The organism is Fictibacillus sp. WQ 8-8 (genome assembly GCF_024494405.1).
In the GTDB taxonomy this organism is placed as follows: Bacteria; Bacillota; Bacilli; order Bacillales; family Fictibacillaceae; genus Fictibacillus_C; species Fictibacillus_C marinisediminis.
In genome coordinates, this window is the sequence record NZ_JAMXKG010000009.1 from 125,416 (window position 1) to 149,785 (window position 24,370).

Genomic DNA, 24,370 nt, shown 5'->3' on the forward strand with positions numbered 1-24,370 from the left:
AAAGAATCGAACAGAAGGAGAGTAGAATCAATAATGTCCATAAAAGCACTCGTTATTAACTGTACCTTAAACAAGAGCAACCAAACATCAAATACAAGAGCACTCATTGATGAATCGGTTAAAATTTTTGATGAAAAAGAAATTGAAACAGAATTCGTTACCCTTGCAGACTATAACATTGAATACGGAGTAACAGGAGATGCCATCAGCGATAATGATGAATGGCCGATTATTTTCGAAAAAGTAAAGGAAGCCGATATTTTAATTATTGGTTCTCCGATCTGGCTAGGACAGCAGAGCAGTCTTACAACAGTATTAATTGAAAGGCTGTATGGGGCAAGCAGCCAAACGAACGATAAAGGGCAATATCTCTTCTATAACAAAGTCGGCGGTGTCGTTGTAACAGGAAACGAAGACGGCGCCAAGCATGTCAGCCGTTCAGTGCTCTACGCTTTATCTCATATCGGATTTACAGTCCCTCCGAATGTAGATACGTATTGGGTCGGAGAAGCTGGCCCTGGTCCTTCTTATATCGAGTCCAAAGGCTATGAAAACGAATTTACGATGCAGCATTCCAAGATCATGGCGCATAACTTGATTCATTTTGCGAAATTGCTCAAGGAGCACCCTATTCCTGCAGAAGGAAACGTCATTGAACAAACCAATTAACGTATAAAAAAAAGCAGGCTGGACGGGTGTTATTTACACCCTTTCCCGCCTGCTTTTTTATTTTTCCTTTTCAAACCGAATCAGCGCAGCTTTTGCCCTGTCACGAAGAGAGACCAAGTCTCCCTCCACCTTGAGAATATTTTTCTTTTTTTGTTCTAATAGTTTTAATTGCTCTTCTACTGTCATTAATACTTTCTCAAGCTTTTCTTTTTGCTGGCTCGTCCCTTTAAACTGTCTGTAATCATGTTTTTGAAGTTCTAAGGTGTCACTGAGTGTAATGAATTCCTGTAGCTCCGAAAGCGAAAAGCCCATCACTTCTTTTGCATTTGTGATCTTCTTTAAGAACTCCACATGCTCTTCTGAATATAGTCTTATTCCCCCCTCACTCCTCGGAGGTGAAGCTAGCAGGCCGATCTGTTCATAATAACGGATCGTCCGTTTTGTTAACCCGCTCTGCTTAGCCACATCATCTATTTTTAACCCATTCATTTTTCTTGCTCCTTTGCCATTAAAGTTCAAATCTACGAAAAATCGCTCTATATAAAAAATACCACAAAAGCATATTAAAAAGGAAATGTTTACGTTGACGTTAAGGTTAATATATTTTATAATTCTTGAGTAAACAATGCTATTACGTGATTTATTTTAACTTATATTAAAATAGAAAAAGGGGTTTTTAGGTATGAAACAAGAAGCATTGAGTATCCAGGAACAGCCAAGCAAACAGCCTCTGGTCATATGGGTTATCTTCTTTGCCACCATTATTTCTTTTATGGGATTGGGTCTCGTGGATCCTATTTTGCCTGCCATCGCTCATCAGCTTAACGCTACTCCGAGCCAGGTCTCATTATTATTTTCCAGCTACAATTTGATTACCGGTATCGCTATGCTGATTACAGGCGTGGTTTCCAGCCGGGTTGGTATCAAGTGGACGTTATTGTCAGGAATATTATTGATTATCGTTTTTTCTGCCTTAGCCGGCTCCTCTAATGAAATTTCCCAAATCGTTGGTTTTCGCGGCGGTTGGGGGTTAGGAAACTCGTTATTCATCGCAACTGCTTTATCCGCCATTGTTGGTTTATCCATCGGAGGTACTGCAAAAGCCATTATTTTATATGAAGCAGCCATCGGATTGGGGATTTCCGTTGGGCCATTACTTGGTGGGGAGCTGGGATCGATTTCTTGGCGCGGACCTTTTTACGGCGTCAGCGTACTGATGGTGATCGCATTCTTTGCCTTATTGTTAAAAATGCCGCATGTACCTAAACCAAAAGTTAAAAGTTCTGTACTCGACCCGATTAAAGCATTGAAATATCCAGGACTTCTTAGACTGGGTCTAACCGCATTTCTTTATAACATTGGATTCTTTACTCTAATGGCCTATTCACCATTTGTTATGAATTTAGACGAACATGGCCTCGGCTATGTGTTCCTCGGATGGGGCTTATGCTTAGCCATAACTTCTGTATTCGTTGCACCAAAAATTCAGGCAAGATTCGGTACAGTAAAATCCATGTGTGCGATGCTGATCTTATTCGCATTGACACTGCTGGCTATGGGAATCTGGACAGAATCAAGCACAGTGGTCATCGTAGCCGTTATCGTTGCCGGTCTTTTCCTTGGGACAAACAATACATTGATCACAACAGCTGTTATGCAGGTAGCACCGGTTGAGCGGGCAACCGCCTCGGCTGCCTACAGTTTTGTACGTTTCATCGGTGGTGCTATCGGACCATGGCTTGCCAATAAACTGGCTGAAACCTATTCACCACATGTACCATTTGTAACGGGCGCGATTTTTGTTCTATTCGCCATGCTGGTTGTTGCGTTTGGCCGTAAACATCTTGCTCATGTGGATTCAATTTCTCATTAAAGGAAAGGAAGGTCTCTACAATGTACAATAAAATTCTGATTGCCTTTGATGGTTCAGCTCCTTCTGCCCGCGCTCTTCAGCACGGAGTGGAACTGGCTCATAAGATGAATACTGAAATGGTTACAATTCTGCATGTAAATAAAAACCTTCCTTTGCAGGAACCGCTTCTTAACTTTGATCTGGATGAGATAATGGAAGAAGAGGACAAAGAACTATTGCAGCCTGCCATTCAGTATCTCTCTGAATCAGGAATTCCCTATGAAACGCATGCCTATAACGGGGAGCCTTCTCAGATCATCACTTCGTATGCAAAAAAACACGAGTACGATGTCATTGTCATGGGGAGCACAGGTAAGGGGTTTATAAAAGAAGCCTTATTGGGAAGTGTCAGCCATCAGGTAGCTCATGCAGCAGAATGCCCGGTGATTATCGTTAAATAATAAAAAAATCGGTTCCCTTCAGATAGGGTACCGATTTTTTTGTTGGATCCAGAATGCTCCAGATCCAGCTCATTTTATATTTCCGTTTAAGCTGTCCAGCCAGGCTGATACAAATACTTTACGTTCCCCCCACCGCCCGGGACGATGAATCCGCGGAATGCTTTCTTATCCTCTTGCTTTACAAGAACCTCACGAAAGACAAAAAACTCTTCTTTAATAACGACGTATTCACTAAGATTCCCGCTGCGCAGATCAGAAAGAATTTCATTGGCCATTTGTTCGTTCAATCTGAATTCCTCCATTAAATAAGATTCCTTTATTAGTACACCATAACCTGGCCGGCTGTGTCCAATTCTTTTCAACACCTGATAAGGGGCTTTACATAAACTTCCGTTTGAAACAAAGACTATGCAGAACTGCTATCTTCATTAAATTGCTTTGAAAAGGATTTGTGACGATGAAAAATATGTTCCGCGTTTATTTCTTGGATTGGAAAGACATTTTGACAATTCCCTCTGCAGCTCTGCTGATCTTTGGGTTAATTGTACTGCCATCTGTTTATGCCTGGGTGAATATTAAGGCCATGTGGGATCCCTATGAAAACACATCAGGCATAAAGATTGCCATCACGAATGAAGATACAGGAGCCCTGTTGCAGGATGAGCACATTAATATCGGACGTCAAGTCGTAAGAAATTTAAAGAACAATCATAAGCTAGGATGGACCTTTGTGGATAAAGACACCGCTCATGATGGAGTGGTGAAAGGGAAGTATTATGCCAGTCTCTTCATTCCACGTGATTTTTCACAAAAGATTTCAAGCATCGCGAGTGAAAATCCTGAAAAACCTGAAATCGTATATACAGTAAACGAAAAAATCAATGCTGTATCACCTAAGATCACCCAGTCAGGAGTTTCCACTGTTATCAACCAGGTTAGCGACAATTTCACGAAGAGTGTAGGAAACGCCATCTTTAAAAAATTTAACGAAGCTGGCATGACGTTAGAAAAAGAAATGCCAACGATACTCAGCTTTGAACAGAAGATATTTTCTCTGGAAAAAGAGTTTTCTCAAATCAATCAGATGGGAGACCGTATCATCTCGCTTGATAAAAAAATGAATGAGTTAAAAAAAAGAGCGGGTATGATCCAAGAGTTTCAAAAAAACGTGCACGACATCGATAAGCTGGGGGCTGTTATCCTTAAAACGGAAGAAAGTCTGCCTAAGATCAAAGTGGTGTTCGACCAGTTGGCTCCTCTTCAGGATAATCTGTTAAAACTTCAAACTGCAGATGACACGGCAGGGAATCTTGAACGCTCACTGACTGACCTAGAGACAGCCGCAGATAAAGCGATCTCAAAAGGAAACGCAGCACAAAAAACTAACCCGGATATCTCATACCAGCCTGATGAATTAGAAGCGATCAAAGAAGAATTGCATCAGCTTAAAAACACCGTCCAGCAGAACAAAGAAATCCTTTCTGGCCGTGCAGACTCATACACTGAACCTCTGCAGAAGCTTTCTTTATTTGCTCAACAGGACTGGCCCGCACAAGAACAGAAAATCCAACAGGCAGCAGATTTTATGAGGAACGATTGGCCGGGTGTCAAACAAGATATTCAAAAAGCAGGGATATTGATGGATACCCAGCTTCCCCAAATAGAACAAGCAATCCACAGGGCCGCTATATTTGCAGAAAAAGACTTGCCCGCCATGGAGAAATCAATCACACGTACGGCAGATAAAATCAGGGATTTTGAACGCAGCAATAATTTGAGAGATATCATTAAAGCGTTAAAGAACGATGCTCAAAAGGAAAGTGATTTTCTGGCCTCTCCTATCACGTTGAAGGAGAATAAAATTTTTCCGATTCCTAATTACGGCTCAGCCATGACTCCCTTCTACACCTTACTTGCGCTTTGGGTGGGAGGAATGCTGCTCATCTCTTCTCTTAAAGTAGGTGAAGTTCCAAGTAAAGGAGAGGTTTCACCGCTTTCTTTTTATTTTGGGAGGCTGATGACTTTTGCAACGATCGGCATGCTGCAGGGGCTTGTCGTATCTCTTGGTGACCTGTTCATTATCCATTCCTACATTGTGGACAAAACATGGTTTGTTTTATTTGCCATGTTCCTGAGCATCGTCTTTGTCATACTAACGTATACGCTCGTTTCCATCTTTGGAAATGTGGGTAAAGGCCTGTCGGTTATTTTTCTCGTTCTGCAGTTTTCAAGTTCAGGCGGAACATTTCCTGTGACAATGACCTCTTCCTTCTTTCAAAAGCTTAATCCGTATATGCCGTTTACGTATGGAGTCAGTTTACTGCGAGAAGCAACCGGGGGAATGATTAGAGAAGTTGTACTGTCTGACTTGTATCATCTGCTGCTTTTCCCCGCTGTTTTTCTTATTGCTGCCCTGTTTTTAAGAAAACCGTTGCAGCGAATACAGAATAGAAGGGGAGCAGGCGCGAAAAAAGCAAGAATACTTCAATGAGTGGTTTATTTAGCCTGCGGCTGTTCTTGCCGCCTACTGCCTTTGCATACTCCTCTTCAAGATCAGAGAGTGTCAGCTGAAATAAATGAAGCTCATCTTTTTTATAAATGCCCATATTGATGAGTTTATTGATCAGCTGATTTCGTTTGCTTTCCACAGCTCTTCTTAGTTGATTTTCCAAAACAATCCCTCCTTTTTTACAAGGCTTTTTTAAAGCACATTGTTGATTTTCTTTCCTATTGTGCATCGCATACTGATGCTTGAAAGAGACCCTCAAGTCCTTTTTATACAGTAAGGTGTGTGTGATAGCTGGCGATGATAAGAGCCTGCTGATTTGTGAAACAAATGAAACGCCCGAAAAGCAGAGGGCGGTTCAATCACACCCCACAAAAAAACAACTACGTTTACTAATAAAGCTTTTAACAAAAAAATAACCGCCGTCATTTTCATGATGAAGCGCCTTTGGTTGACCAATCAGCAATCCTTATATTTCACAGTGAATTAGTTGGTTTTTTTGCATAAATAAAAACCTCTTCTTGCGGAAGCAAAAATACGCACAAGAAGAGGTTGAATCGCCATCGTAAGTTATACTCTTCTTATCATTCAAGCGTTTTGCTTGTGGAATTGGCACAGTGCTCATAATTGAGTCCGCTGCCGAGGCTTCAAAGGGCCAGATCCCTCCACCTCTCTAAATAAGAAATATAAGATAAATGTATTCTATTGGATTCAATTATAGGGATTTCCATCTTATTGTCAAGACAATAACTCATTTTATTTTCGAATGATTTCTCCAGGCTCTAAAACGGGAGGATCTACAGAAACCGAATCAGGGTATTTAATCCCCTGCCCAGTATTTAGGCATATCACCTTTTCATCTGCTTTGATCCAGCCATTTTCCCTCAATCGTTTTGAGGCGGCAAACACAGCCGCTCCTTCCGGACAAATAAAACTTCCTTCAAGCTCTGCAGTTTGGCGCTGAGTAAAGCTAATTTCATCTTCTGAAACGGCAACGGCGCATCCATCCGTTTCATAAAGTGCTTCAAGGACAAGAAAATCTCCGATCGCTTTTGGAACATTGATACCAAAAGCGGCTGTCTCAGAATTTTCCCAGAACTCCGATTCACTCTTGTGTTCTTCCCATGCTTTTACGATCGGTGCACATCCTTCAGCCTGGACAGCGACTAAACGCGGCAGTCTGCTTCCTTTAAATAAGCCCAGTTCCCTGAATTCTTTCAATGCTTTATATATGCCAATCAGCCCCACTCCTCCGCCTGTTGGATATAAAATAACATCAGGTGGCTCGCTTCCGCATTGTTCTAAAATTTCATACCCCATCGTTTTCTTGCCTTCAATCCGGTAAGGTTCTTTTAATGTGGAAGCATCATAGAAACCTCCTTCCTTCACAAGGGACGCGACAATTTTTCCGGCATCACTGATCAGGCCGTTCACAAGAAAGAGCTCTGCACCTGAAATCGCCACTTCTTTTCTCGTAATGACTGGGGCATCCACTGGCATAACGATGTACGGCTTTATGCCGGCCCTTGCACAATAGAGTGACCAGGCGGCTCCTGCGTTGCCATTGGTCGGCATGGCAAGCCGGGTAATACCGAGCTCTCTGGCTTTTGAAACGCCGACTGCCGCTCCCCTGGCCTTAAAAGACCCGGTAGGTACCATGCCCTCATCTTTCATGAGCAGATTTGCAATTCCAAGCTTCTCACCGAGAGCAGGCATGGATAATAAAGGAGTCATCCCCTCTCCCAGTGATACCACATGATCTGGGTCTATAACAGGAAGAAGCTTATGGTACCTCCAAAGATCATTCCTCTCCTTATTAATAATTTCATTCTCATTTTTCAGTTCCTCTAAATCATAGTTTACGAGAAGGGGGGAACCGCACTGGCACAATTGATTAGGTTCGTGATGAGCATAGATGTTGCCGCACTTTGGACATTCAAGATGGCTGACATAGCTGAAAGACATAACATACCTCCAATATTCCCTCACCAGAAAAGGACAGCAAAAAGGCACCGCTGTGCATAAGGAATAACATGCATAGCGGTGCCTTCAGTTTTCTGATCAGCAATTTATTCTATTGTGTAAAATTTTAATGCAGGTATTCTGATAAGTCAACTAAGGTATAACTTCCCGTTGATGTGTTCACCCGTTTTAATAACTCCCTTCAATTTCAGAACCATCACATCACTCCCTTTTATGTAATATATATCCATCATATCTTATCTCAAGACAAAATAAATAGCCTGAACTCTATTCATATGAGTCCAGGCTTTTTAGTTCAACATCAGTACAATCTCCTAGAAAAATCAGTTTGGATTCAAAAACGTTAATTCATACTCTGGTTTTCGATCTTCGTCTGGTTTTTTAGATGTTCCTGCTGCCAGCAATAGCGGCTGCTTCAGAACGGACTGGGTCATGGGCTTCGAAATAGGCTGCGCAACTTGATTCATATCCATTGTCCATCCCTCCTTACCAGTTTTCTAAATCTATACCCGGCACTTACAAGCCTGAAACCTATTTATCTAATTTTTTTAATATTTTATTTTATGAATGTTTAACGGATTGGTTCATTGTACTATGATATGTTCATATAATATTCAGTTTCATCCTTTGTTTCACAGGGAAACTTCAGTTATAATTAGAAGTCGGAATCAACAACGCAATTTTGAAAGGAAGTTTTACATATGAAGAAAAGGTTAGTTTCAGGAGTTGCATTTGCATTAAGTCTGGCTCTTTTTGCCGGCTGTTCCAATGATGATCAAACCCAAAAAGATAATACGTCTCATAAAACGGAAAAACATGAACATGAGGCACATAAAAAGAATGAACCGACGAAAAAAAATGATAATAAAAACACACCTTCTGATGAAAACAAAAAGAACGGCGAAAACAAGAACAATAACGGCAATGTAAGCCAGGATCCTGAACCGAAAAAAGATCAGGATAAGAAAAAAAATGAACCGGGCGAGCCTTCGCAGGATCAGAATAAAAAGCCAAAACCGCCAGCTCAAAAGGACGACAGTGTCTCTGTTGTAGCCCATCCAGAAAGTATTCCCGTTCTAGTAAACAAACGTTCTAAACTGCCTGAAAACTACAAGCCGGCAGACCTTGTTTATCCTGATGTACCGTTTATTTTCAGTGAAAAGACCGAGAAACGCATGATGCGCAAGGCTGCTGCTGATGCGCTTGAAACCATGTTTGCTGCCGCGGAAAAAGAAGGAATCCACTTGACCGGAGTTTCAGCATACCGTTCGCATGCTACACAAACAACGCTGTTCAATAATTATGCCAAACGCGATGGCTATGAAAAAGCAAGAACATACAGCGCACTTCCTGGAACAAGTGAACATGAAACAGGATTGGCGATTGATGTTGCTGGAGACGGCGGAAAGTGTCCTGCCCAAGATTGTTTTGGCGGCACACAAGAATCAAAATGGCTTGCTAAACATGTTTCAGAGTTCGGCTTTATTATTCGCTATCCCGAAGGAAAGGACTCCATTACCGGGTATAAGTACGAGCCTTGGCACATCCGTTTTGTAGGAAAATCTGTTGCACAAAAGATCATGGGCAAAGGAGAAACACTGGAAGAATACTTTAATGCCGTGCCCGTCTCTAATGGAAAATAAATTTAAAAGTACCTAGCCGCCTGGCTGGTACTTTTTTTGTTTATCAATACTTACTAAAAGTAATTATATTAATAAAAATCATCTTGTGTTATACTAAAATTAGCGAGGTGAAGGTACATAATGAACACGTCCAAACTTTGTCCCAGGTTCGAAAAAACAATGAATCTCTTGAGCCAGCGATGGACGGGCATGATTATTTATCTGCTTCTATCCGGCCCTCACCGTTTTTGTGCCATTGAATCAGCCATCGGAGTGAGCGGCAGGATTCTTTCTGAGAGATTAAAGGACCTTGAACAGCATGGTTTAGTAAAACGGGTGGTTATTCCAGAGACCCCTGTACGCATAGAGTATTCCCTTACTGAAAAAGGATTGGCGTTCCAGCCGATCATGAGAGAAGTGGAAAATTGGTCTCAAAACTGGCTTGAAGCCTAAAAAAAGCAGCTCTCACATGTGAGAGCTGCTTTTTTACTTTACATAAATTAAAATTTGTTCCATACAATCGCTTCTTGGATCGGGAATCGGGCAGTCTGATGAGCTGTTTTAGCTGCCTTTCCTACAGATATCAGCATAACGGGAAGATACCTTTCCGGAATGCCAAACGCTTTTACGAGTTCATCGGCATTGAATCCACCCATTGCACACGTATCAAGTCCTTTTGCTTTTGCTGTAAGCATAAGCTGCATGGATGCGAGTGAGGCATTGCGGATGGCCTCATCACGAGCCATTTCCGGACGTGTTGCATAAGCATCTTTAATCTGGCTAACAAGTGCTGTTTTAATTTCCTCTGTCATAAATCCGCCATCAACGGCATCCTGATAAACTCTGTCAGCATTTTGGTCAGCTTCTAAATCACCAAGAATGGCAACAACTGCTGATGCTTGCACTACTTGTTCCTGATTATAAGCAATCGGAAGAAGCTGCTCTTTTGCTTGCTGATCATGGAACACAAGAAACTTCCAGTGCTGAAGGTTCCAAGAAGATGGTGCTTTAGCTGCGTCCTCAAGGAGTTCTGTAATTTCTTCTGCTGACAGTTCTGCAGAAGGATCATATTTTCTTACTGAGTGACGTTCATTGATAACATCCGTGAAATCTCTGGTTGACATAAGATAACCTCCATTTAAATTCCATATATTTTATTGCCTGAAATTAAATTTTGCACAAAATAAAGAAACAATAAGTAATATACTTCTTTTTCTCAAGGGTGTCAACTTCCATACCCTATATGATAAAGAGCCTCCCCCGGTTTGGGAGAGACTCTTTATTTATAGTTGATTTGTTTATTACGTTGAAACAGGATTTTCCTTTATGCTTTCTTCTTGTTCTTTAAGATCCTCATCATCATTATCAATAATGGCTTTTGGCAGCCCGGAATGTTTGGCCCAGAAATAAATCAACAGAGAGCCGATAGCAATGATTATGAGATCAAATGGATTACTCAACACACCTATTCCGCCTCCAAAGGAACCGATATACGAAATGATAAGCATCATCACATAGTAGGCAACTAGCCACCATGATGATTTCAATTGCTGTGCAAGACTGACATCCTTCTTCGGTACATACTTCGAAAAGAGCAGGTAGATGACGAACATCAGAAGCTGTGAACCGATCAACCATGAAATCGTCTTCCATCCGGACCAATAGACGATATAGGTCGCGAAAATAAAGGAGAGAGGAGCAATAATACTCATCCCTTTAAGAGTAAATGGCTTATGAAGATCCTTCGCGTTTAAGCGGAAGGCCGCCGAAGAAATCGGAGCGATCGCATAGGAAAGGATCAAGGCAACTGAACACACATTTACGAGCGCGTTCCAAGATGGAAACGGCAGTGTCCAGAACACGGACAGCACGAAGGACAGCCATAATGACGGCCGAGGGATTCCTGTTTTTTCATGTACTCTTGAGAATACATTAAACAGTGTTCCTGTACGGCTCCATGCGTACACTAAACGGGATGTTGTGTTCATAAAGATATTTCCATTTCCTCCGGGTGAAATGACGGCATCAAGCACAACGATGGTCGCAAGCCATCCTAGTCCCAGCGCGACTGCTATATCTTTAAACGGCAGGGCGAATTCTTGCTGTATCTTTTGCCAGCCTCCACCAAGCACATCTGTAGGAATGGCACCGATAAACAGAACTTGCAGAAGAGTATAAATCACTGCGGCGAGAACGATACACACAATGAGAGCGATTGGAATGTTCCGCTGAGGATTCTTTACTTCACCTGCAACAGATACAATCGGATGGAGCCCTAGATAGGCAAACATAACACCGCCTGTGGATATTGCGGCCTGGACACCTTGGAAACCAAATGGAGCGAATCCTTCAACCGAAAAGTTTCCGGATTTAAAATGGAAGGCTAACACGGTGATAATGGTGAGCGGGACAAAATATTTAAAGATCGAAATGATAATGTTCGATTTTGTAAATGTTTTAACACTCCAGTAGTTCAACAGGAAAAACACACAAAGCAAACCGAACTGTACGAGCCAGCCTGTGATCGTCGGTGAGTCAGACCCTGCTTTCGTAAGCCCTGGAAACCAGTAAGCGATATACTGTCTGACAGCTGTTACTTCTATTGAAATCAAACTTGTGTAAGCAACGATAGTAATAAAGGATATGAGATATCCTACCAGCGGTCCATGCGAATACACCGGATACCTTAAAATCCCCCCTGTACGCGGAAGGGCTGCACCCAGTTCAGCATAGACAAGCCCGATCAGCAGAACGATGACTCCTCCGATAATCCAGGAAATACTCCCGAGTGGTCCTGCTTTGGAAGCAACATTACTTACTGCAAACAGCCAAGCTGATCCAAAGATGGCTCCTAGTCCGATGAGTATAAGATCTAATAATGATATCGTTTTTTTAAATGGTCCTTGATCTGACATGAACTTCCTCCTTCAAAATTTCAAAATTCCTTAGTACTTTGCACTCCTCATTCTAATTATTTTTCGACGTATTTTGACAAATAATACATAAAATTATCCGTATTTGCGGTTTATGAAACATATTTTTAATCTATATGCTTGCTAATCCACCTATCTGCTGCAAGCTTTTAGCTATCAGAAGATAGTTCACCCCAATAGCATTGCCAAAATTAAAAACCATCCCTTAAATCGCTGCCCATTAGTTACTTTCGTGCCTTTTCTTCATAAGTTGAACGTCTGACTTTTTTATTTGTAATAAACTTTTATCTATGTTAAGTTGGAAACTTTGTCTAATTACGGATTTAATGCTCAAATGATTTCATGACCAGCGGAAGGTGTTCACTTACATCACTGGCGAGCAATCCTCGTTCAGCATTTGTCTGTTCCCATAAATCAGCACTTGCTCCATGAAAATAAACTGCATTGGCTACAGCCGGCTTTACGTCTTTTTCTGAGGAAACGAAAGCCAGAAGCATTCCGGTAAGCGTGTCACCTGTTCCCCCTTTAGCCAGTCCGGCGTTGCCTGTCGGATTGACAATGAGGCTGCCGTCAGGAAAGGCCAGCACCGTATATCTTCCTTTCAAAATAACGATTGCGTTCTGTTCCTGTGCATAGGCAAGAGCATACTGAAATCTGTTTTTTTGTATGTCACTGGCTGGTACGCCTGTCATTCTGCTGAATTCACCCGGATGCGGGGTTAGGATCACTAAACCTTTTCGCTTCGGGTACGTTCGTTTTTTTAGTGCTCCTGCATCGATGACCAGATGCAGATCCGTGTTCATTAAGTGCTGTAATGCCATGTCGGTTTTTTCAGCATCTGCCAGCCCTGGTCCGATCGCGCAGGCCTTTATCCCTTTTGGTACATCGCCCTCTCCCACAGCCTCTAGTCCGTCATGCTTGTACATCGCTTCTGGCAGCTGCCCCGCCAGAATCCCTGAGACAAAACGGCTCGTTCCTATAGTCAGTTTTCCAATGCCGCTTTTTAATGCGCCTTTTCCAGCCAGCAGCGCACTTCCTGGCATCTCATCAGATCCTGCAAGAAGAAGGCCTGTTCCAAACGTTCCTTTATGAGCACCGGCAAACCTCTTATGAAACGTTGACCGAACATTTTCTTCTGTCCAAACTTGCCAATTGGATTGCTGAGGCAAACCGATTGATAACACTCTGGTGACACCAAAGAAATCTGTACTTCCTTCTAAAAACGCAGAGGGTTTAAAGCCATGCAGGCAAAAAGTAAATTCTGCTTGAAAGGCTTCATCTGTTTTTCCATGATCTGCAGAAACACCTGTAGGGAGATCCACCGCTATTTTCAGTGCTTGCTGCGAATTTGCCCATCTGACCTCTTGGGCAATCTTCCCTCTTAAGGGAGGAGAAGTTCCGACACCGAGCAGGGCGTCAATGATCACATCATATTTCCCTTCCCGTTCGGAGACCTTCAGGCCGCAAGCCGTATAATAAGTAAAATGTTTGAACGCTGTTTCCGTGCCAGGTTTTCCATCTGGAAGGGCGAGCTCACAATGGAATCCGTTCTGCTGAAGGTATCTTGAGAGCACGATGCCGTCTCCACCGTTATTGCCTTTACCCGCCATGACAAGGATACGGCTTTCTCTGGTTACCAGATCCGAAACGGCTTCATACAGAGCTTTTCCGGCATTCTCCATCAAGGTATACACATCCATGCCGCTATTTTGTGCTGTTTGATCGATTTTTTTAATTTCATCTCCTGTAAAGATATACATAGAATAGAGCCTCCTCAACGCCTAAAAATATTGCTTCCATAGTATCCTACCCTTTTCTGTGAGTTGATGAACAACTGTGTTTATCTGAAATCAGGCCATAGAGTTATCTGACTTTTCTAAAAGGTTCAATTATTTTGAGTTACGCTGCTCAAACAAGCAAGACTTTTCTCTCAAGATCACAACAAAAAAGACCTTCTCATCAGAAAAGGCCTTCGTTTCATTCTGTTGTACTCTCATTTTGAGGGGTTATGCTCTGTATTTGAGCACTGTTATCCTGCTGTGATGGCTGAGCATCACTTTGACCGCCATCTGTCCCATCGTCCTTATTTGTATCTTCTTCCTCAGGCGGCATTGGTTTTTCAGGCTTTGGTTCAGGTTTTGGCTTTGTCTGATCAGCAGGCTTTTCAGAAGGCTTCGGAATTTTAACGGGGTTTTCTTCCTCTTTTGCCGGTTTTTCCGGCTTTACCGGCTTGTCTTTTTTCACTTTTCCTTTTTTCAAGCCTTTGTTATCTTTGGGTTTATTTACCTTTTTTTCCTTTGCTGGTTTTTGCTTCACCGGTTTTACTATACTTTCTTTCACCGGCTTTTCTTTCGCATTCGCGTAGGTTTTGCCGCTGTGAGCCGATATACTGGCAGGTCGCTGATCGGGAAAGAGCTTGTCTGTAGATATGACCTGCTCCAGCATGATATCCTTTTCCTGATTCGAAAGACTGTCGGTTGAAACAACCACATTAGATAATGTATTTAAAGGGTGCGATCCTGAATTTATTTTAGTTTTTGGCATATTTTCTTCCGTTTTCGCTTTGTCACCATGCGCAAAGCCAAGCCATACGCTCAGCAGTACAATTGGTATAGCAAGCGAGATGAGCTTGTACATAATCTTCACCTTCCTCATTGCTAATTACCACAATGGCTACTATTATAAACCCAAAATGAATAAAGATGAAAAATCCGAATTTTAGAATAACTTGGGAAAATGAGATAGATTCCTGCTTAATAATCGCTATATTTTCAATACTACTTTCCCAACTTTCCTTTTTCCATTATATGCTACTATTTTCATATAACCTTCTTAAGGGGAGTTATCATGATATTACAAACAGAAAAGGCGTCTGAAGTCATTGAATTGCTCAGTCGATGGAACGTGAGTATGAGGGATCGAAATCTGGCAGTGGTCGAAGAATTAAATATTGAGGTGCAGGAACAAATCGATCCTGCCGGACTGGATCAGCAAGAACTGTTATGGCATTCGCTGCTGGAGATCCGGTATACACTCATCCAAAAAAACTTTGATGACACTGCAGTTCTATTGCAGCAGCTTGAACTGCTTCAAAGACAGTTATCCCCTGAAATGGCTTTCTACTATCACTTTTTCAAAGGCGTCTATGCCTACAGTATGAACCAGTACATAGAAGCTGTGGCCTGCTATTATGAAGCGGAAAGATTTATGGGCAGTATTGAAGATAAGATCGAAGTTGCCGAATTTTTTTATAAAGCGGCCACTGCCTATTATCACAGCAGAAAGTTTCTGCTTTCACTCAGCTATGCAAAACTGGCTAAAACCACGTATGAAGAAGTTTCAAAAAACGATCTCAGAAGTGCAGACTGCGAAAACATTCTAGGTCTCTGCTGTCTTAGTCTAAAACAGTACGAGCAGGCAGAAGAGCACTTTTTGGATTCACTGGATATCGCTGAGAAGTTTAAAGATGAAGAGCTTCTCAACTTTATACGCTATAACCTTGGATTCCTTTATTCTGAACAAAATTTGTCCGATATTGCCATTCGCCACCTTAGCGAACTGTACAGCAAGGAGTTTATCCCCCATAAACTATCCTTCCTGCTCGCACGGGAATACTTCAAAATGGAAGATAAAGAGAATGGTTTTTTTTATCTCCAGCAAGGCATGGACGTTTGCAGCACCATTCAGAATGAAGAGTATATTCACCACCTGCAAATTTTAAATGCCCAGTACTCTAATCTTCCCTCTGAGGAAATCGAGCAAGTTGTTACTGAGCATTTGAAATACTTTGAAGAACAGCAGTTATGGGGCTTTGTACAAGATTATACCGAAGCCATTGCTACGATTCTTCATCATGAAAAAAAGTTTGAGAAAGCCAGTACTTATTTTTATCAGGCGTACCGCGCTAAAACCAAAATTGAAGAAATGGGGTATTTACGATGAAAAAAGCAAAAATTTTACTGGGAACTTTTTTGGTTTTAACAGCCTTGATGGGTGCAGCTGCTGCTAATGGCAGCCTTCAAAGCGAGCACGGAGTAATCCGTGACACACCTACACACGTGTAAGATCAGAATTTGAGCTTGTCATAAAAAAGAGCCCGATTGGCTCTTTTTTTATGGGTTCAAATCATTATAAAGGAGATTTCTATGAAACCAGCACTTCCTTACGACGTAATCGAAGTAAATAACATGAAAGCCAGGGTCATTGCAAGCTTTCCAGATACTGTAGTGGCAGATTTCAAAGAATTTCAGGAGGTAGATCCACAGCACGAAAGGCAAGTCATCAAGCATGATGCATATAAGATCGTGAAATTGGATCAGAATAAAAATAAATAATAAAGGGGCTGTCCAGAAAGTCGAAAATTGACCTTCAGGCAGCCCCTTTTTAGCTTGAAAAATCTTCAATGAAAAGTTAATTGAACTGGAAGATGCGAGACTCCTGCGGGACTAGCGTGACAGGTGAGACTCCCGCCGGTGCTTGCACCAAGAGGCTCACCGCACGCCCCGCGGAAAGCGAGCAGCCTGGAACGGAAATCAACAGCTTACAGACTTCTTGGACAGCCCCTTTTTTCATGTATTAATTGGTTGATAGTCCTCTCGCTTTAAAGACTGCATCAATTGTTTTTGCATTGCGGCCGCCATTGAGCTGCTGATCTGCCTGCTTGATCGCCCGTGCCCCGTCATTAAATGTTGCATTGGGTGTCAGTGACCAATGAGACTGCAAAATAATTTTTGTAGCAGCGTCCCTTCCAATAGCTCCTGCCAGCTCATATAGGGGCTGAGACCAAATCTCTCCATCCGCATGGACTTCCCCGGCAACATCCCTTGGGTATACTTTATTTTCATCCAGTCTTCTCAGACAAGGAGGGTTTGACGAAGAATAGGAGGTTGAATCCCATTCCGCAACACAAGCATGTCCAAATCCATCCCCTGTAACTGCATCCTCATAGGTTGCACCAAGATAGTCTCCAAAGCCCTCCCCCATAGATCCTCCTTCAAGGGAGTCCCCAAAACCTGGAACCTGATTGTCCTGAATAGAATGTCCATATTCGTGAGCGATGACTCCTGCATCCTCAGCATCATCCACCCCGCCAGAACCAAAGGTAAGATCCTTCTTCGTCGGGCTGTAAAAAGAGTTATCCTGTTTATACGTATTCACATTCGCTGTAATCGAACGGTTGTTGATGTTGGTAAAACCTAGCGATTGAATGTAGCGCTGCAAGGTATCAATATGATAGTAAGCCATTACATCTTCAAATTGATTATCCGAGCGAGTGTAATTGAATGTAAGAGTTGAACTTTTCGTCCTTGCTTTTGAGTTAATGGCAACATATTGGCCTGCCAGTTTTCCTGTTCCATCAAGACCCAATAATTGAACATTTTTAAGCTGGGCGTTCAATGCTGGTGAATCCGCATCATTATTGTCTGCCAGCCCTGCCGCACTTCCACTGGACTCCACCGGATTCGGTAGAAAAACCTGCCCTGAACCTGTTGCTTTTTGGTTAAGATCCTTTTTCTCTATTAATCTCCCATTGCCCGCATGGACGATCGCTTCCCAGGCCCCAAATGGTTCATTCGCATGAATCACGACTTTATACACAGGAATGGCTTTGCCGTTTTGAATCACATAGCCAAACGTGTTCTCGGTCGTGCCCCACTTACCTTTTCCTTTGTCATTGATATAGGCAGCAGCCTTTGTCTCAGCCTGCTCCTTTGTAAGCTTGTCCGGCGCACGTTCAACTGAGTTATATGGTGTATAATCTGAGACTATCAAACTGACATGTCCATCAAGATCTACTGTCGCAGTAAGCTGCTTGGAGAAAACAGGTGAACCGTTTACCATCTGCTGATAACGCACATAGCTGCCGGCAGCTGTTGAAATGGTCGTAACATAGTCCAGGCCTGAGAGATCATTTGAAAGGTTGTACTTAGCGGCATTCCTTTTTAAAAAGTCATCTGCAGAAGATTTCGCGCTTAATGATTGAGCGTTTACAGCATTTCCTCTTAAAGCAGGGCTGTTTCCATGCTGAAAAGAAGGCATACTGACTGACAATAATATCACGGCCGCGGCCGCCAATGCCATGTTCCTCTTTTTCATTCACCTGTCTCCTCGCTATCATAATTTTCAGACAATTTAATTTTACTCCCGGAGGTGACATGCAAGCAATAGACTTATTTATCTATTTTATTGTAATACTGGATATTATTTGAATATATTTGCTATAATAATGGTTACAAAATCCTTATTCAAAAAAGCAATGATGAGAAAAGCAGAATCGTACTATTTTTACACAGAGAGCTCCGGCAGCTGAAAAGAAGCAAAAAATGACGGTTTGAAAATGGTCTCTGAGCTCTGTCCCGAACGCTTCTTTACGCAAGTAGGCGGCAGCAAGTGGTGGCACTTGTTATCAAATCCACAGTATAAGAGTGTTTTTTATCCACTCCGTACTAGCTGAGGTGACAGGCGCAAGCCTCTCATGAATGAAGGTGGTACCACGGGAAGATCAGCCCCGTCCTTATCTATGTTTAGATATGGACGGTTTTTTTAATGTCTAAGCATGCAATCCAACAGTTTAGCCAATTCTGATATAACTGAACTCTAAATTGAGGAGGATGACTAATGGCGATTTTTATTGGAGGAGCCTGGCCCTATGCGAATGGCTCACTGCACACTGGTCACATTTCAAGTCTGCTGCCCGGAGATCTGTTAGCCCGCTATTACCGCCTAAAGAGAGAGAACGTATTATACGTTTCAGGCAGTGACTGCAACGGGACACCGATTACTATCCGGGCAAGGCAGGAAAACATTTCACCGCAGGAAGTAGCGGACCGCTATCATACCGAATTTCAGGATTGCTTCACCAGGCTCGGTTTCTCGTACGACTGTTACACGAGAACGGACCACCCCCAACATCATGAGGTCGTTCAGAAGATTTTTCTTACTTTATTAAACAACGGATATATCTATAAAAAAGAAATGGAGCAAGCGTATTGTGAAACCTACGATCAGTTTCTGCCTGACCGTTATGTTGAGGGTACCTGCCCCGTATGCGGAAAACAGGCGCGAGGAGATCAGTGCGACTATTGTTCTACCATCCTTGATCCTGCTGATCTGCTGGACCGGACATGTAAGCAATGCGGCCAGCCGCCCGTGTTCAAGCTCACTGAGCATTTCTATTTTGCGCTTCGTCAGTTTCAGGAAAAGCTGGAAAGAGATGTTGAACGAGCAGAGCAGAAACACTCCTGGCGGCAGAATGCCATTCAGTTGACTAAGCGCTATCTACAAGAAGGATTGATCGACCGTGCCGTTTCACGTGACTTGCCTATTGGAGTAAGTATCCCGATTGAGGGCTATGAAGACAAAAAGGTGTATGTCTGGATTGAAGCGGTGTCAGGCTATTTTTCTGCCAGCCAATTATGGTCACAGGAGACTGGCAATGAGGATTCACTCTTTTGGAAGGAAGACACGATCACGTATTATGTCCATGGCAAGGATAACATTCCGTTCCACACCATCATCTGGCCTGCCATCCTGCACGGAACTCAAAATCCCGCCCTTCCCCGTCACATTGTTTCGAATGAATATTTGACACTGGAGAAGAAAAAATTATCCACGAGTAAAAATTGGGCGGTTGGGTTCCAGACATTCTGGAGAGGTACCATCCGGATTCGATCCGCTACTTCCTAACGATCAATGCACCCGAAAACCGGGATACTGATTTTTCATGGAGAGAGTTCATCTATAGCCATAACGGCGAACTGCTTGGCGCCTACGGCAATTTTGTGAACCGGACACTTAAATTTATTGAAAAATATTACGGGGGGCTCTTGCCAAAGAGTAGAGTTGATCGTATCGCAGAATCCCTTTTACCTCCTCTTTACCAAAAGACAGGCCGTTTGATTGAAGAGTCCCGTTTTAAAGAAGCACTTGAAGAAATTTTCGCTTACATCCGTTCGGCGAATAAATATTTTGATGAACAGCAGCCTTGGAAACAAATTAATGAGAACCCTGCTGGCTGTGAGACAACAATGGCTACCTGTGTTGCCATTATCGCTAATCTCGCGCAGCTGCTGGAACCATTCCTTCCTTTTTCGAGCAAAGAAGTCCAGCAGGCACTTGGAATGAAAGAATCATCGTGGAAGGTGATTTATCCGGATCGAATTCAGCTTTCAGGTGTAAAGCCGCTGTTTGAGCGGATTGATATTAAACAGATCAACGAGGAACTAAAGCGCTTGGGTAATCCTTCTTGATCCTTACAAAATGAAAGGACGAAACACCCGAACCTGGGGTTCGTCCTTCTTTTTACTTTACATCACCTTTTTATCCAACTGGCTGGCTGATTCATCCATAACGGGGCGCTTCCAGAGAATTATCCCTCCGATCAAATACAACAAAGAGGTAAGATAAAACAATGAGCCGATGGTTAGAAAATCAATCATGTATCCTGTCATGATGACAGCAAGTGCTGCCCAAATAGACGTCCATAAATGATAGTGGCCCACCTTTTTACCGGCATTGCTTCTTTCCGTGTGGCGGGATAGGGCTGTTTTTTCTGTTGTTTTCTGAAATGCTCCCAAAAGGCCCATAACTATCTGAATAACATAAACATGCCAGGTCTCAGATAGGACTGGAACCAGCAGCATGACCACCGCCATTCCCCATGCATAGATCAGCAGCAGTATACGGTCACCAAACCTGTCACTCACTTTGCCAATGAACGGATGAAATAAGGCGGAAGATAAAGCAAACAGACCATAGGCCCAGCCGAATTGAGAATAGCTGTTACCCAGATTGCGGAGAAGCAGCAGATAAAAAGGAAATGCGATGCTGCTTGCCGTCATCATAACGCTTTGTGAACGTATGAGCTGTTTATAGGTCATCTCCGTACTCCTTATAAAAGTAGTTCATGAACATTTCGGACGGATCATACTTTCTTTTCAGTGCAAAGAATTCCTGCGTATGCGGATAGGCACGTTCCAGCTGGCTTTGGCTGGCGAAAGGGTAATAAGGCAGATAATAGCTGCCTCCATGATCGAGTGTAATTTTAATGAGCTTGCGGACTACTCTTTTAGTATCAGCAGTGCCTTTCTTGCTTTTCTCCTGATTGATCAGCCAAACAAGGGCAAACATATCCTTTTTCGCATACGTCATCATCGCCTGCTGGTCTTGATCAACATAGCGTATCGTAATATTCAGCACATTCAGATCTTCTTTAGTAAGAACTGCCTTTAAGTCATCCACATAAGAAGAGAATTCATCCACTGGAACAAAATATTCCTGCAGGATCTCTGTCCTGTTTTGACTGTCATATTCCATAAATTCACTGTCTGAACGCATAACATTATTCCGTGTCTCCACTTTTCCATTTTGCTTCAGAAAATAGTTTTTCTGAGTTTTCCATAATAATTCCTTGCCCCAACTGCTGTACCGTGACGTTCCGAGCAATACTTTAGGCAGCACGACATTTCCATCGTTCCTCAGCGGCTCGTTTTTTGTTGATTTTTGATTCTGCAGCAACCGGTAATTGGTAACGTACATCTCTTTAAAAAACGAAGGATCGGGTGCGATGGACAGGCGGGCCATATGCATACGGATGTTAGGATCATGCTTGACCTTTCTTTTAAAATAGTCCATGTACTCACTGTAGTCCATCGCGATTACTTCATTTTCATACCATTCATCCTGTGCTAATTTAAGTGTTACATCTAGTATGACGCCAAATAAACCATAACCCCCATTCACGAGTTCAAACAGCTCATGATTTTGTTTTCTGCTGACATTAATAATCGTCCCATCTGCTTTTAACAGCCGCAAAGACTCTACCGTATCAATTAAAGAACCATACCTTATATCTCTCCCATGTACATTGACACTGATCGAACCGCCAACGGTGAAAATATTTTGGGACTGCATCACTTGAACGGCGAGTCCATTTCTATGTATATAACGCTGGATATCGTTCCATGTTGCTCCGCTCTGAACAGTAATTCTTTTTTTATCAGGCTGAAAATTCAGTACTCTATTGTATGTTTTCATATCAAGCATAATAGAGTCTGGGAAGTACGTTTGCCCTCCCTGGCTGTGCTGCATGCCCGCAATGGATATCTTTTCCCCTGATTCCGACGCATCCTTAATCCATTTCTGAAGTTCTTTCTGTGATGTGCTCCGTCTGATTTCCTTTACTTTTGTCGGCAATAAACGTGCCGCATCTTCCACGGTTTTAGATTCCTGCCGATGTTTGTATGCAGCAAATGACGCCGTCCAGCCGACTATGAAAATCAGCAAGAAAACAGCTAAAATAATATTACTCTTCATAAAATAATCCTTCCTATCCACTGTTCCTTCGTCCGCGTTTATGTTACCAAATTAACCCATATGTGTATATAGTTGTTTTCACCTAGACAGATTGGTAACAGCCAAAACAAAACGGGTGGATTTCTCCACCCGTTTTCCAATCTTATTTAGGAGCTTTTCATCTTTATTTCTGGAAGCTTTTTCACTGGTTGTTTCTTTTATCCCATACTTTCAAACCTATGACCGCGTATAGAATGGCTGCAGCTGTAACAGACAGCCATAGGAAGGTATGTAAACCAAGTCCATGATCACCAGCAAAACCTCAGAACATAACTTCAGTAAAAAGGGGCTGTCCTGAAAGTCGAAAATTGACCTTCAGGCAGCTCCTTTGACGTGAAAAATCTTCAATAGTTGATTGGAGTGCAAGGTGCGAGACTCCTGCGGGACTAGCGTGACAGGTGAGACTCCTGCGGGACTAGCGTGACAGGTGAGACTCCCGCAGGCGCTTGCGCCAAGAGGCTCACCGCACGCCCCGCGGAAAGCGAGCAGCCTGGAGCGGAGATCAACAGCTACCAGACCTCTTGGACAGCCCCTTTACTCTTTTTCTTGAATGTTGTTCAGTATTTTACCAAGGCTTCTCTTCAAGTTTTTCAGTTCATCGTCTTCCATCTTTATGTTTTCAAGCAGTGCTCCGGGAATACATGCTGCTTTCTCACGCAGCCCTTCCCCTCTTTCCGTCAAGGAGACCATCACACTTCGCTCATCCTGCTTGGAACGGTTCCTCATGATCAGCCTATGAGCTTCCATTCTTTTCAGCATTGGTGTCAGGGTACCCGAATCGAGGAACAGCTTCTCACCAAGATCTTTCACAGCTAGCTCTTTCTTTTCCCATAGTACGAGCAGGACCAGGTATTGCGGGTAGGTGACGTCGAGCTCCTCGAGCAATGGACGGTACTGCTTCGTGATTTCACGGGCAGCCGCATACACCATAAAACAGATCTGGTTTTCCAGTTTCAATGGGTCGTTACTCATTTTTCTTCGCCTCCTCTCACTTCATAATTCTATTTCCACTATATTTCAACCAAACATTATCGTCAAATTAAATTTTTCACAATTTAATTTTTGACAAACAAATCACTTCATGTTAAATTGATATCAAGTAATTAAATTGTGCACAATATAAATCAAAAGGGAGAGATCATGCATGGAATCTTTATACACAGCAAAAGCAACCGCAGACGGCGGACGACAAGGTAAAGTTAAATCCAGTGACAGCACTCTTGATTTTTCACTATCCATGCCAAAAGCACTTGGCGGAAAAGAAGAAGCAGGTGCTACCAACCCTGAACAATTATTCGCTGCAGGTTACGCAGCCTGCTTTGACAGTGCTCTTCAGCTTGTAGCCCGCCAGGCAAGAAAACGAGTTGAATCCAGTGTTACCGCAGAAGTAAGCATCGGCAAAGATACCGATGGAGGCTTTGGTTTAGCAGTTGCTTTACATGCTGCCATTAAGGGAGCCAGTCAGGAAGAAGCCCAGCAGCTGATCGAACAGGCTCACCAAGTATGTCCTTATTCAAAAGCAACCCGCGGAAACATTGAAGTGACTCTTCACGTTACAGCTGTATAATGAATGCAAGAAGCCAGTCTCATGATCCGGGACTGGTTTTTGCTTAGGCAAATGGGATGACTTTTTAGTGTGTCCGTTATAGTAGGTTCACTCTAACTAAACAAAAATGGGAGGAAAAAATGATGAGCCCTATCGCAGTTTCAGCCACGCTTACACCAAAACCTGGACGTGAAGAAGAAGCGCAGAACGTACTTCTTGAAGTATTGAAGCATTCGAGAATCGAGGAAGGATGCTTACACTATAACCTTCATCAATCGCAGGATGATCCAAAAGTTTTTATGCTGTATGAATTATGGAAAGATCAGAATGCAATCGACAGTCATATTGAATCGGCACATTATCAGACTTACAGAACAAACATTGAGCCCCTGATTGATGTACGCAATGTCCAAAAATGGAATCAGATCGGTTAAAAACGGGGTGC

The 24,370-nt window shown here is 42.7% G+C and carries 24 protein-coding genes, 1 pseudogene and 1 riboswitch; of the genes and pseudogenes, 12 read left to right on the plus strand and 13 right to left on the minus strand.

Annotation, left to right across the window (positions count from 1 at the left end; translation table 11 throughout):
- Positions 1-33 precede the first annotated feature (33 nt).
- On the plus strand, positions 34-669 hold the full coding sequence (locus M1K46_RS19065) for a flavodoxin family protein (RefSeq protein WP_062235982.1): 636 nt from the start codon (positions 34-36) through the stop codon (positions 667-669).
- A gap of 57 nt (positions 670-726) precedes the next feature.
- Here the strand turns inward: M1K46_RS19065 and M1K46_RS19070 are convergent, their stop codons facing one another.
- Positions 727-1,158, minus strand: coding sequence for a MerR family transcriptional regulator (locus M1K46_RS19070; protein ID WP_256227274.1), 432 nt, complete (start codon positions 1,156-1,158; stop codon positions 727-729).
- 193 nt (positions 1,159-1,351) lie between these two features.
- Between M1K46_RS19070 and M1K46_RS19075 the strand changes: the two genes are divergently transcribed.
- Positions 1,352-2,542, plus strand: coding sequence for an MFS transporter (locus M1K46_RS19075; RefSeq protein ID WP_091007103.1), 1,191 nt, complete (start codon positions 1,352-1,354; stop codon positions 2,540-2,542).
- A 20-nt stretch (positions 2,543-2,562) separates the two neighbouring features.
- Positions 2,563-2,982 carry a universal stress protein gene (locus M1K46_RS19080; protein ID WP_256227275.1) on the plus strand — a complete coding sequence of 140 codons (420 nt, stop codon included), beginning with the start codon at positions 2,563-2,565 and terminating at the stop codon, positions 2,980-2,982.
- A gap of 86 nt (positions 2,983-3,068) precedes the next feature.
- On the opposite strand, the gene M1K46_RS19085 is transcribed toward M1K46_RS19080, so the two are convergent.
- Positions 3,069-3,269: a hypothetical protein gene (locus M1K46_RS19085; protein ID WP_091007106.1), complete on the minus strand. Its 201-nt coding sequence runs from the start codon at positions 3,267-3,269 to the stop codon at positions 3,069-3,071.
- A 170-nt stretch (positions 3,270-3,439) separates the two neighbouring features.
- Between M1K46_RS19085 and M1K46_RS19090 the strand changes: the two genes are divergently transcribed.
- Positions 3,440-5,473: a YhgE/Pip domain-containing protein gene (locus M1K46_RS19090; RefSeq protein ID WP_256227276.1), complete on the plus strand. Its 2,034-nt coding sequence runs from the start codon at positions 3,440-3,442 to the stop codon at positions 5,471-5,473.
- Here M1K46_RS19090 and M1K46_RS25880 read toward each other — a convergent pair.
- From M1K46_RS25880 to M1K46_RS19105, 3 genes are all read right to left on the minus strand, one after another.
- Positions 5,385-5,654 carry a Fur-regulated basic protein FbpA gene (locus tag M1K46_RS25880; RefSeq protein ID WP_375162221.1) on the minus strand — a complete coding sequence of 90 codons (270 nt, stop codon included), beginning with the start codon at positions 5,652-5,654 and terminating at the stop codon, positions 5,385-5,387. The genes M1K46_RS19090 and M1K46_RS25880 overlap by 89 nt on opposite strands.
- 412 nt (positions 5,655-6,066) lie before the next feature.
- Positions 6,067-6,172, minus strand: a riboswitch (SAM riboswitch).
- Between the two features lie 72 nt (positions 6,173-6,244).
- A complete protein-coding gene (locus M1K46_RS19100) occupies positions 6,245-7,453 on the minus strand; it encodes a threonine synthase (RefSeq protein WP_256227277.1) in 1,209 nt (402 codons plus the stop codon).
- Positions 7,454-7,794: 341 nt separating this feature from the next.
- Positions 7,795-7,944: a hypothetical protein gene (locus tag M1K46_RS19105; protein ID WP_156316246.1), complete on the minus strand. Its 150-nt coding sequence runs from the start codon at positions 7,942-7,944 to the stop codon at positions 7,795-7,797.
- Positions 7,945-8,172: 228 nt separating this feature from the next.
- On the opposite strand from M1K46_RS19105, the gene M1K46_RS19110 reads away from it, so the two are divergent.
- The gene (locus tag M1K46_RS19110; protein WP_256227278.1) at positions 8,173-9,114 is read left to right on the plus strand and encodes a M15 family metallopeptidase; all 942 of its coding nucleotides are present in this window, start codon (positions 8,173-8,175) and stop codon (positions 9,112-9,114) included.
- Positions 9,115-9,234: 120 nt separating this feature from the next.
- Positions 9,235-9,546, plus strand: coding sequence for a winged helix-turn-helix transcriptional regulator (locus tag M1K46_RS19115; protein WP_248251855.1), 312 nt, complete (start codon positions 9,235-9,237; stop codon positions 9,544-9,546).
- A 47-nt stretch (positions 9,547-9,593) separates the two neighbouring features.
- Here the strand turns inward: M1K46_RS19115 and M1K46_RS19120 are convergent, their stop codons facing one another.
- From M1K46_RS19120 to M1K46_RS19135, 4 genes are all read right to left on the minus strand, one after another.
- A complete protein-coding gene (locus tag M1K46_RS19120) occupies positions 9,594-10,217 on the minus strand; it encodes a nitroreductase family protein (protein ID WP_062236003.1) in 624 nt (207 codons plus the stop codon).
- 177 nt (positions 10,218-10,394) lie between these two features.
- The gene (locus tag M1K46_RS19125; RefSeq protein WP_256227279.1) at positions 10,395-12,008 is read right to left on the minus strand and encodes an APC family permease; all 1,614 of its coding nucleotides are present in this window, start codon (positions 12,006-12,008) and stop codon (positions 10,395-10,397) included.
- Between the two features lie 341 nt (positions 12,009-12,349).
- Positions 12,350-13,786 carry an NAD(P)H-hydrate dehydratase gene (locus tag M1K46_RS19130; protein ID WP_256227280.1) on the minus strand — a complete coding sequence of 479 codons (1,437 nt, stop codon included), beginning with the start codon at positions 13,784-13,786 and terminating at the stop codon, positions 12,350-12,352.
- A gap of 217 nt (positions 13,787-14,003) precedes the next feature.
- Complete coding sequence (locus tag M1K46_RS19135; protein ID WP_256227281.1) at positions 14,004-14,663, minus strand: hypothetical protein; 660 nt, start codon at positions 14,661-14,663, stop codon at positions 14,004-14,006.
- 210 nt (positions 14,664-14,873) lie between these two features.
- Between M1K46_RS19135 and M1K46_RS19140 the strand changes: the two genes are divergently transcribed.
- The 3 genes from M1K46_RS19140 to M1K46_RS19150 all read left to right on the plus strand — a co-directional run bounded on the left by M1K46_RS19140 (position 14,874) and on the right by M1K46_RS19150 (position 16,360).
- A complete protein-coding gene (locus M1K46_RS19140) occupies positions 14,874-15,968 on the plus strand; it encodes a tetratricopeptide repeat protein (RefSeq protein WP_053355305.1) in 1,095 nt (364 codons plus the stop codon).
- On the plus strand, positions 15,965-16,090 hold the full coding sequence (locus M1K46_RS19145) for a hypothetical protein (RefSeq protein ID WP_255357573.1): 126 nt from the start codon (positions 15,965-15,967) through the stop codon (positions 16,088-16,090). Before M1K46_RS19140 ends, M1K46_RS19145 begins: the two co-directional genes overlap by 4 nt.
- An 81-nt stretch (positions 16,091-16,171) precedes the next feature.
- Positions 16,172-16,360: a hypothetical protein gene (locus tag M1K46_RS19150; protein ID WP_256227282.1), complete on the plus strand. Its 189-nt coding sequence runs from the start codon at positions 16,172-16,174 to the stop codon at positions 16,358-16,360.
- A gap of 241 nt (positions 16,361-16,601) precedes the next feature.
- On the opposite strand, the gene M1K46_RS19155 is transcribed toward M1K46_RS19150, so the two are convergent.
- Positions 16,602-18,065, minus strand: coding sequence for a M36 family metallopeptidase (locus M1K46_RS19155; RefSeq protein ID WP_256227305.1), 1,464 nt, complete (start codon positions 18,063-18,065; stop codon positions 16,602-16,604).
- A gap of 579 nt (positions 18,066-18,644) precedes the next feature.
- Between M1K46_RS19155 and metG the strand changes: the two are divergent.
- Positions 18,645-20,275, plus strand: a pseudogene (gene metG / locus M1K46_RS19160) (methionine--tRNA ligase).
- Positions 20,276-20,332: 57 nt separating this feature from the next.
- Here the strand turns inward: metG and M1K46_RS19165 are convergent.
- The 3 genes from M1K46_RS19165 to M1K46_RS19175 form a co-directional block, all read right to left on the minus strand.
- Positions 20,333-20,905 carry an MFS transporter gene (locus M1K46_RS19165; protein WP_256227283.1) on the minus strand — a complete coding sequence of 191 codons (573 nt, stop codon included), beginning with the start codon at positions 20,903-20,905 and terminating at the stop codon, positions 20,333-20,335.
- The gene (locus M1K46_RS19170; protein ID WP_256227284.1) at positions 20,895-22,340 is read right to left on the minus strand and encodes an FAD-binding oxidoreductase; all 1,446 of its coding nucleotides are present in this window, start codon (positions 22,338-22,340) and stop codon (positions 20,895-20,897) included. Before M1K46_RS19170 ends, M1K46_RS19165 begins: the two co-directional genes overlap by 11 nt.
- Before the next feature lie 573 nt (positions 22,341-22,913).
- Positions 22,914-23,351, minus strand: coding sequence for a MarR family winged helix-turn-helix transcriptional regulator (locus M1K46_RS19175; RefSeq protein ID WP_062236030.1), 438 nt, complete (start codon positions 23,349-23,351; stop codon positions 22,914-22,916).
- 172 nt (positions 23,352-23,523) lie between these two features.
- Here M1K46_RS19175 and M1K46_RS19180 point away from each other — a divergent pair, with 172 nt between their 5' ends.
- Together M1K46_RS19180 and M1K46_RS19185 are read left to right on the plus strand one after the other, a co-directional pair.
- Positions 23,524-23,946: an organic hydroperoxide resistance protein gene (locus tag M1K46_RS19180; protein ID WP_053355311.1), complete on the plus strand. Its 423-nt coding sequence runs from the start codon at positions 23,524-23,526 to the stop codon at positions 23,944-23,946.
- Between the two features lie 122 nt (positions 23,947-24,068).
- On the plus strand, positions 24,069-24,359 hold the full coding sequence (locus tag M1K46_RS19185) for a putative quinol monooxygenase (protein ID WP_256227285.1): 291 nt from the start codon (positions 24,069-24,071) through the stop codon (positions 24,357-24,359).
- Positions 24,360-24,370: the final 11 nt, after the last annotated feature.

Coding starts and splice junctions, on each gene's coding strand:
- M1K46_RS19065 (WP_062235982.1), top strand. CDS start 34: ATGTCCATAAAAGCACTCGTTATTAACTGTACCTTAAACAAGAGCAAC.
- M1K46_RS19070 (WP_256227274.1), bottom strand. CDS start 1,158: ATGAATGGGTTAAAAATAGATGATGTGGCTAAGCAGAGCGGGTTAACA.
- M1K46_RS19075 (WP_091007103.1), top strand. CDS start 1,352: ATGAAACAAGAAGCATTGAGTATCCAGGAACAGCCAAGCAAACAGCCT.
- M1K46_RS19080 (WP_256227275.1), top strand. CDS start 2,563: ATGTACAATAAAATTCTGATTGCCTTTGATGGTTCAGCTCCTTCTGCC.
- M1K46_RS19090 (WP_256227276.1), top strand. CDS start 3,440: ATGAAAAATATGTTCCGCGTTTATTTCTTGGATTGGAAAGACATTTTG.
- M1K46_RS19100 (WP_256227277.1), bottom strand. CDS start 7,453: ATGTCTTTCAGCTATGTCAGCCATCTTGAATGTCCAAAGTGCGGCAAC.
- M1K46_RS19105 (WP_156316246.1), bottom strand. CDS start 7,944: ATGGATATGAATCAAGTTGCGCAGCCTATTTCGAAGCCCATGACCCAG.
- M1K46_RS19110 (WP_256227278.1), top strand. CDS start 8,173: ATGAAGAAAAGGTTAGTTTCAGGAGTTGCATTTGCATTAAGTCTGGCT.
- M1K46_RS19115 (WP_248251855.1), top strand. CDS start 9,235: ATGAACACGTCCAAACTTTGTCCCAGGTTCGAAAAAACAATGAATCTC.
- M1K46_RS19120 (WP_062236003.1), bottom strand. CDS start 10,217: ATGTCAACCAGAGATTTCACGGATGTTATCAATGAACGTCACTCAGTA.
- M1K46_RS19125 (WP_256227279.1), bottom strand. CDS start 12,008: ATGTCAGATCAAGGACCATTTAAAAAAACGATATCATTATTAGATCTT.
- M1K46_RS19130 (WP_256227280.1), bottom strand. CDS start 13,786: ATGTATATCTTTACAGGAGATGAAATTAAAAAAATCGATCAAACAGCA.
- M1K46_RS19135 (WP_256227281.1), bottom strand. CDS start 14,663: ATGTACAAGCTCATCTCGCTTGCTATACCAATTGTACTGCTGAGCGTA.
- M1K46_RS19140 (WP_053355305.1), top strand. CDS start 14,874: ATGATATTACAAACAGAAAAGGCGTCTGAAGTCATTGAATTGCTCAGT.
- M1K46_RS19145 (WP_255357573.1), top strand. CDS start 15,965: ATGAAAAAAGCAAAAATTTTACTGGGAACTTTTTTGGTTTTAACAGCC.
- M1K46_RS19150 (WP_256227282.1), top strand. CDS start 16,172: ATGAAACCAGCACTTCCTTACGACGTAATCGAAGTAAATAACATGAAA.
- M1K46_RS19155 (WP_256227305.1), bottom strand. CDS start 18,065: ATGCCTTCTTTTCAGCATGGAAACAGCCCTGCTTTAAGAGGAAATGCT.
- M1K46_RS19165 (WP_256227283.1), bottom strand. CDS start 20,905: ATGACCTATAAACAGCTCATACGTTCACAAAGCGTTATGATGACGGCA.
- M1K46_RS19170 (WP_256227284.1), bottom strand. CDS start 22,340: ATGAAGAGTAATATTATTTTAGCTGTTTTCTTGCTGATTTTCATAGTC.
- M1K46_RS19175 (WP_062236030.1), bottom strand. CDS start 23,351: ATGAGTAACGACCCATTGAAACTGGAAAACCAGATCTGTTTTATGGTG.
- M1K46_RS19180 (WP_053355311.1), top strand. CDS start 23,524: ATGGAATCTTTATACACAGCAAAAGCAACCGCAGACGGCGGACGACAA.
- M1K46_RS19185 (WP_256227285.1), top strand. CDS start 24,069: ATGAGCCCTATCGCAGTTTCAGCCACGCTTACACCAAAACCTGGACGT.